Consider the following 7,235-nt stretch of genomic DNA (forward strand, 5'->3'; position numbering starts at 1 on the left):
CCCGCCCACCGACCCGCCGACGGACCCGCCGACCGACCCGCCCACGACCCCACCGCCGGGGCAGGGTGGCTGCAGCGCGACGGTGACGGTGAACCAGTGGACGGGCGGCTTCGTCGCGAACGTCCGGGTGACGGCCGGCTCGTCGGCCCTCAACGGCTGGACGGTGACGATCGGGCTGCCGTCGGGCGCGACGGTCACCAACGCGTGGAGCGCCGACCGAAGCGGTAACTCCGGCACGACAACCTGGACGAACGTGTCGTACAACGGCCAGGTCGGCGCCGGACAGTCCACCGAGTACGGCTTCCAGGCCAACGGCACCGCGGGCACCCTAACCCCCACCTGCTCAGCCCGCTAAAACCCACCCACCCACGCACCTCAAACGGTTGATCAAGAGGTTCGCGTCACGGCACGCCCCGCTGATGACGCGAACCTCTTGATCACCGGGCCGAGCCGGGATGTTAGGAGGTGCAGATCTTCTTGGGTGGTTGGATATCCAGTTTGTTGAACACGTTGTCGGCTCTGCCGATGCCTGCCGTCGCCGCGACAGGTCCGGCATTCACCAGATCGAGGAATACGTTGATCGCCCTCGTCAGGCCGGCGGGGATGGTGTAGCCGACGCCGTAGTTCAGGTAGACACCGAGTTGGGTGCTGCGGCACAGCACGAGCGGTGCCCCCAGGGCGGAGCCGACGGTCAGTCCCACCGAGGCGGTGACGGTCGCGTACAACCCGGCGGTGAAGCCGAGCGCACCAAGACCAGCCCGGAACGCGGCCTGGTAGTGGACGATGATCCCGTTCACACCGACTGACGGGCCGCTGATCGAGTCCGTGATGCTGTTGTGGACACTGAGCCGCCAGGGGTCGGTGACGCCGAACGCGCCGTTGGCGTAACCGAACCCCAGGGAGCCACCCAGCGACCACTCGCCGGCCGCCTTGATGTTGCCGTCCTTGGCGCTGAACGCCGTCTGTACGCCGATGAGCTGGTTGGCGGTGACGGAGAACGGCACGCCGAGGATCTCGCCCACCGGCACGCTGAAGTCCAGCGGGATGGGGATGCGCTTGTTGATGTTCTGGTGGCTGTCGGTGGCCCCGGCGATGTCGATCCGCAGGCCAGCCATCCCGCCGATCCGCAACTCCGCCCGGCGGACGGTCGCGCCGCGAATCTCCAGGTGGAACCGGGCGGTGGGCTTTTTCATCAGCAACGTCGCGGTGCCCACGACGCGGATCCCGCCACCGTCGTAACTGAACCGCGCGCCCACACCGCCGGCACAACAGATGGGGGTGACGGCGAAACCACCCACCCGCCGCTGGGCGGCGAAGGCCCCCGGTCGCACGGCGTGGACGGGACCGCGCTGCCCGTCCGACGCCGAGCCAGGAAGCCGCAGGGCGACCGGGGCGGTCGAGGCCGCGCCCCCGGCGCCCCCGCCGTCGGCGTCGTACTCCGCCCAGAAGGGCGCGCCCGCGTCGTATCGGGTCGGGTTCTCCAGCGCGACCGGGCCGTCACTGGCGAAGGTTCCGTCGCGGATCACGTCGGTGATGTCCACCGGTCCCAGGGTCACCGCCAGATCGCCGGAGTCACGGCGGAGGTCGAGCACCCGCCCGACCGCCCGTTCGGTGAGGAACATGATCTTCCCCCGGGCGAGCGTGTTCGCGCCGCTGGCGCTGGGGTCGATGCGCCAGGTGAGCGCGTCCTCGGAGAGCCCACGCACCGACGCGCCGCCGCCACCTACGAACACCACGTCGGGTTGGTAGGTCACCCTGGGGTCGGGTGCCGGCGCGGCTCCGTACCGCTGATGTGCCGCGGCGGCACCGGTCGGCGGGTCGGGCGGCGTCGGGGCGGCGTCACCCCGCTCGCAGCCGGTGAGCAGCACCAGGGTCACGGTGAGCAGCGCCGTCATCCTTCGACGCCGAGGCGGCCCGGCTCTCACCATGTCGTCTCCCCACCGTTCACAGGCGGCCGGCGACCGTACCGGCCGCGGATTCCAGAGCCTTGCGGTAGACGGCCGGGTCCTCGGTGCGAACCAACCGGACGCAGGCCCACAGCCCGCCCTTGTTGACGAAGACGGTGCCGTCCTCGGCGTACGACTCGTCACCCACTCCGCTGATCGGGGTCAACGTGTGCCCGAGTTCGCGATCGATGTCCAGGAACTTCTTCGCGCCGTCACCGACATACACCTCGACCTGGGCGGTCGGGCCGGTCAACGGTCCGGTGTAGGTGCAGCTGCTCCGATCCGGCGCGGGCTTCTCCGTCGGCTCCTCCAGCCGGGTGCCGGCCAGCTTCTCGGCCTCCTGCCTGGTCAACAGGGTGCAGGCGTCGACGGCTGCGGTGGCCGGCACGACCTGCTCCGGCTCGGCCGACGGCTCGCCGTCGGGCGTGGCCGCCCCGCTCGGCTGGACGCCGGCGACGGGGGAGTCCCCGTCGTCGTCCGCGCCGCCGACCAGGGCGCAGCCGCCGAGCCCGGCGAGCGTCAGGACCGCGGCGGCGGCCAGCGCACCTCCGCCGCGTCGCCAAACCGGTGCGAGGTGGGTCATCGTGGCTCTCCTTCTTGTCTCGGACTCGACCGGTCCCGGCCTCGGCTTCACAGTGGGAGGGCGTCGAGCACCGCGCGCAACGTCGACTCGTATCCGCCGGACTTGGCACCCAGCCGCTCGAAACTGCTCAGGATCACGGTGTAGCTGCCCTTGTCACTGACCACGACGGCCTCACCCTCGATGTCCTTGACCGCCAGGTACGCCTTGCGGCCCTTGTCGACGTCCTTCACCTCCCGGTAGACCTGGGTGGCCTGGTCACGCTGGTAGGCGTAGGTGCTCTCGCCGGCGAGCGGCGAGGCGGTGGTGATGGTCAGCGAGGCGACGCCGTTGCCGTCGCCGAACAGGCAGTTGCCCTGGTCCTGCATCGGTTGACCGACGAGGTCGGAGACCTTGGCCGCGTCGAACGGGCAGGCGGGCCGGGAAACATTGGGCAGGTCACCGCCGGCGTCGGTGTCCGTGTCGGTGTCGGCGTCAACCCCCACCCCGGCGGCGGGGTCGCTGCCGCCGGTGTTGTCGGGGCCGCAGGCGACGAGCGGGAACAGCAGCAGCGAGCACCACAGGGGTGCGATCAGTCGGCGCACGATCATGCTTCCTTCACCTGTCGTGGGACATCCGGAATGGTGGTGCTGGCCTGCGGCGGATGGATCCACCGGGCCGGGATCAGCCGGTCGACCCGCCACGCGCTGACGGCGGCGGCCTCAGCCACCGCCTCCGCGTTGGGGCCTTCGACCAGCGCGATCACGACATCGTCGGTGGGCAACCGGATGGTGGCGACCAGCCGGCAGCCCAGGGTGGTGATCAGCGGTGCCGCCGTGCCCGCGTCGGCGGAGCAGTAGTACTGCTCCAGGACGAACAGGTGGTTGGCCATGACCTGACGCTAGGGCGCGGCAGGCGGCGAGGAATCGGGCGTTTCCCTATGTTTGCGCGTCTGCCCTGGTCATCGCCGCGCCCAGCTCCGCGCGGGTGGAGATGCCGAGCTTGCGGTAGACCCGGGCGAGGTTGGCCTCGACGGTCTTCGGGCTGACGAACAGCTCGTCGGCGATGGCCCGGTTGGTCCGGCCGCGCGCCGCCAGCCGCGCCACCCGATCCTCGGTGGGGGTGAGATGCCGTGGTGTCGGTGCCCGGCCGCCGACGCGAGCCAGCTCGGCCCGGGCGCGCTCGGCGAACGCCGCCGCGCCGATCGCGGTGAACTCCGCCACCGCCGCCTCCAGCGCCTGCCGGGCCGGCAACTTGCGGCGGGACCGCCGGTGCACCATCCCCGCCACGAACAGGCAGCGCGCGCGATCCAGCGGAAGCACATCCGGCGGTACGGCGTCCCGCGCCGCTGTCAACGCGTCGAGCGCCGGCCCGGGGTCCCGGCCGGTGGCGCTGTCCAGCAGCACCCGAGCCCGCGCGGTGCCCAGGATCGTCCAGGGCCGGGGCAGCCGACGGTGCCTGTCGTACAGGCGCTCCAGCACGGCCCCCGCCCGGTCGAGGTCGCCGGCACCGACGCACGCCTCGATCCAGTCCGGTTCGAAGCGCATCGACAGGGGCTCCACCAGACCCCTCGCGTCGATCGTCGCGGCCAGCGTCGTGTACGCGGCGGCGGCCTCCGTCATCCGACCGGCGGACAGGGCCACGAACCCGGCCAACTGCTGGTGGATGCGTCGGCACCAGTCGTCGTCCAGATCCTCGGCGAGCCGCAGGCCGGACTCGGCCACCCGGGCCGCCTCGGACAGCCGGCCCCGATGGGCATCGAGCAGGGCGGCCAGCCAGGTCTCGGCGACCAGGCCACTGCCGAGTTGGTCACCGAGATCCCGGGCGGCGGCGACGTGCTGTTCGGCGTCGTCCCACCGCCCGGCCAGCAACTCGGCCTCGCCCAGGTGCGTGAGCAACTCGTGCTGCAGGGGTTCGTCTCCGCGGGCCTCCGCCCGACCGAGCATCTGGTGCAACCGACCGCGGGCCCGCTCCGCGTCGTCCATCGACTTCCACCAGATCGCGGGCACCGTGCTCGCCAGCCACGACGGTTTGTCGCCCTCCAGGGTGAGAGCCCGTTCCAACAGGTCGGTACGCGGTGCCCGTCCGAGGCGTACCTCCTGGAAGAAGAGCAGGACCAGCGCGGCCGCGAGCAGGTCGTGTTCGTCGTCGCGGCCGTCCAACAGCGCGGCGGCGGCCTCGGCGTGCGCCCGCGCCGACTCGGTGTGGTCGTCGAAGACGGCCAGGTGGGCGTGGACGCGGCCGGCCAGGGCCGAGCCGGGTCGGACCGCCGCGAGGGCCCGGGTGCCGATCTCCACAGCCGCCTGGCCGGCCTCGCCGCTGGACCAGGCGACGATGGCGCGCAGCAGCAACGACTCGGCCCTCAGGTCGCCGGTGAAATCGGCCGCGACGGCCTCGGCCGCCTGCCGGGCCGCCGGGAGGTCACCGCTGTCGAGCCGGCAGCGCGTCGCCGCCAGCCGCCGCCGGCCCAGCCGTACCTGGTCCTCGACCGGGGTGAGCTGGCTGGCGCGCTCGTGCAGATCGGCGGCGAGGTCGGGCGCGCCTCGGCTGTGCCAGCGGTCGGCCGCGGCGGTGAGGGTCTCTGCGACCACCGGGTCGGGTGTGGTCGTGCAGAGCGCCAGGTGCCGTGCCTGCTCGTCCGGGTCGGCCACCAGGTCGGCCAGTCGGCGGTGCAGGCGGCGGCGGACGCCCGGCGGGATGCCGGCCCGTACGGCGGCGGCGTGCACCGGGTGGGTGAACCGCACGCCCGTCGGTGTCACGACGATCAGCCCGGCCTCCTCGGGCGCGTCCAGCGCGGCGGCGGGCACCCCGGCCGCGGACAGGTCGACCAGCGTGGGCACGGTCAGCAGCGCGGCGAGTCGTACCGCGTCGCGGCTGGCCGACGGCAGCCCGGCGACAACGTCCGCGAGCAGGTGGTGCATGGACGCGGCCACCGGCAGGTCGTCGCCGGGCGAGGGGTGGCGTGGCAGACGCTGCATGGCGCGGACCACCTCGATGGTGAGCAGCGGATTGCCCCCGGCCTCCCGGGCCACCCGCACCAGCATCGGCCGGGTGAGCGTGACGCCGAGCTGATCGCGCAGGACGTGGTGCAGTGCGCCGACGTCGAGTGGCGGCAGCTCCAGCCGGTCGAGTCGGCTGCCGTGGCGGTCCTCGTCGAGCCCGAGCGGCACGTCCTCGGGGTCGCCCCGGCCGCGCCGGCGACTGACCAGCACGCTCAGGCCCGCCACGCGGCGCAGCGCGTACCGCAACGCGCGCTCGCTCGGCCGGTCCAACCACGGCGCGTCGTCCACGGCCACCAGCGTCCTCGGGTGGGGGCCCGTCGCGGCGGTTTCCAGCAGTGCACGGGTCGCCGCCCCGACCACCCGCGTGTCGACGGCCTCCCGGACGTCACCGGAGAGGAGCACGACCTCGGCCGCGGCCCGTTGCGGCTCGGGCAGCTCGGCGACCCGGTCGGCGAGCGGGCGCAGCAGGTCGGCCAGGGCGGCGTAGGGAAGCTCCGCCTCGGCCTCGGTGGGCGCGCAGCTGAGCACCAGCCAACCCGCCTGCGTGGCGTGCGCGACCAGCGCCCGCCAGAGTTCGGATTTGCCGATGCCGGCCGGCCCCTCCACCAGCACCGGCCCGGGTCGGCCCAGTTGCTGCCAGGCCCGGTCGAACACCTCGTCCCGCCCGACGATGGCGCGTCGCATGGGGGAATTCTGGCATCGGCGACGGTCGCCGGGGCATCCCGCCAATGGGTGATCGGAATGGCCCGCCGGCCCGGTCGTAAGGCGAAGTTAGCCGTCGATGCGAGTGATGTTACGGATCTTGTTGGACGCGTCCAGGGCGGCGACCTTGTACGCCTCGGCCAGCGTCGGGTAGTTGAACACCGCGTCGACCAGGTAGTCGATCGTGCCGCCGCAACCCATCACCGCCTGGCCGATGTGGACGATCTCGGTGGCGGCGGTGCCGAACACGTGCACCCCGAGCAGTCGGCCGTCGTCGGGGGAGACGAGCAGCTTCAGCATCCCGTACGAGTCGCCCACGATCTGACCCCGGGCCAACTCCCGGTAACGGGCGATGCCCACCTCGAACGGTGTGGAGCTCTCGGTGAGCTGCGCCTCGGTCTGCCCGACGAAGCTGATCTCCGGGATCGTGTAGATGCCGATCGGTTGCAGGCCGTGCATCTCCCGGATCGGCTCGCCGCAGGCGTGTTGTGCGGCCAGCCGGCCCTGCTCCATCGAGGTGGACGCGAGCGCGGGGAAGCCGATCACGTCACCGACGGCGTAGATGTTCTCCACCGGGGTGCGGTAGTTGGCGTCGACCGCGATCCGGCCGCGTCGGTCCGCCTCCAGCCCGGCCGCCTCCAGTGCCAGGTCGTCGGTCTGGCCCTGCCGGCCGGCCGAGTACATCACCGTGTCGGCGACGATTTTCTTGCCGCTCTTGAGGATGCACAGCGCCGCCGTCTGGTGTTTCTCCACGGCGGCGACCTCCTCGCCGAAGCGGAACGCCACGGACAGGTCGCGCAGGTGGTACTTCAGTGACTCGACGACCTCGTCGTCACAGAACTCCAGCATCCGGTCGCGGCGCTCCACCACTGTCACCTTGGTGCCGAGCGCGGCGAACATCGAGGCGTACTCCATGCCGATCACACCGGCGCCGACCACGACCATGCTGCGGGGTACGGCCTGGAGGTTGATGACACCGTCGGAGTCCACGATGGTCCGGTCGTCGAAGTCGACGCTGTCCGGGCG

7 protein-coding genes are annotated in these 7,235 nt (G+C 72.2%); 1 reads left to right on the forward strand and 6 read right to left on the reverse strand.

All coding sequences use genetic code 11. The features are described 5' to 3' along the window. The coding region (locus DLJ59_RS26680) for a cellulose binding domain-containing protein (protein ID WP_208648845.1) at positions 1–355 on the forward strand (355 nt) is incomplete at its 5' end. Positions 356–458: 103 nt separating this feature from the next. Here the strand turns inward: DLJ59_RS26680 and DLJ59_RS26685 are convergent. The 6 genes from DLJ59_RS26685 to sthA form a co-directional block, all read right to left on the reverse strand. Further along, a complete protein-coding gene (locus tag DLJ59_RS26685) occupies positions 459–1,895 on the reverse strand; it encodes a hypothetical protein (RefSeq protein ID WP_124775668.1) in 1,437 nt (478 codons plus the stop codon). Between the two features lie 49 nt (positions 1,896–1,944). Next, positions 1,945–2,529 carry a hypothetical protein gene (locus tag DLJ59_RS26690; RefSeq protein WP_124775670.1) on the reverse strand — a complete coding sequence of 195 codons (585 nt, stop codon included), beginning with the start codon at positions 2,527–2,529 and terminating at the stop codon, positions 1,945–1,947. Between the two features lie 47 nt (positions 2,530–2,576). Then, entirely contained in the window at positions 2,577–3,116 is a 540-nt protein-coding gene (locus DLJ59_RS26695) for a P-loop NTPase family protein (RefSeq protein WP_124775672.1), read from the reverse strand. Continuing rightward, the gene (locus DLJ59_RS26700) at positions 3,113–3,397 is read right to left on the reverse strand and encodes a hypothetical protein (RefSeq protein ID WP_124775674.1); all 285 of its coding nucleotides are present in this window, start codon (positions 3,395–3,397) and stop codon (positions 3,113–3,115) included. Before DLJ59_RS26700 ends, DLJ59_RS26695 begins: the two co-directional genes overlap by 4 nt. 46 nt (positions 3,398–3,443) lie before the next feature. Next, entirely contained in the window at positions 3,444–6,191 is a 2,748-nt protein-coding gene (locus DLJ59_RS26705; protein WP_124775676.1) for an AAA family ATPase, read from the reverse strand. A gap of 87 nt (positions 6,192–6,278) precedes the next feature. Beyond that, a partial coding sequence (sthA, locus tag DLJ59_RS26710) for a Si-specific NAD(P)(+) transhydrogenase (protein WP_124775678.1) occupies positions 6,279–7,235 on the reverse strand: 957 nt, incomplete at its 5' end.

The organism is Micromonospora inaquosa (genome assembly GCF_003857055.1).
GTDB lineage: Bacteria > Actinomycetota > Actinomycetes > Mycobacteriales > Micromonosporaceae > Micromonospora > Micromonospora inaquosa.

Bases quoted from the DNA above. Each gene is read 5' to 3' on its own strand.
- DLJ59_RS26685 (WP_124775668.1), bottom strand. From the start codon at position 1,895: ATGACGGCGCTGCTCACCGTGACCCTGGTGCTGCTCACCGGCTGCGAG.
- DLJ59_RS26705 (WP_124775676.1), bottom strand. From the start codon at position 6,191: ATGCGACGCGCCATCGTCGGGCGGGACGAGGTGTTCGACCGGGCCTGG.
- DLJ59_RS26695 (WP_124775672.1), bottom strand. From the start codon at position 3,116: ATGATCGTGCGCCGACTGATCGCACCCCTGTGGTGCTCGCTGCTGCTG.
- DLJ59_RS26700 (WP_124775674.1), bottom strand. From the start codon at position 3,397: ATGGCCAACCACCTGTTCGTCCTGGAGCAGTACTACTGCTCCGCCGAC.
- DLJ59_RS26690 (WP_124775670.1), bottom strand. From the start codon at position 2,529: ATGACCCACCTCGCACCGGTTTGGCGACGCGGCGGAGGTGCGCTGGCC.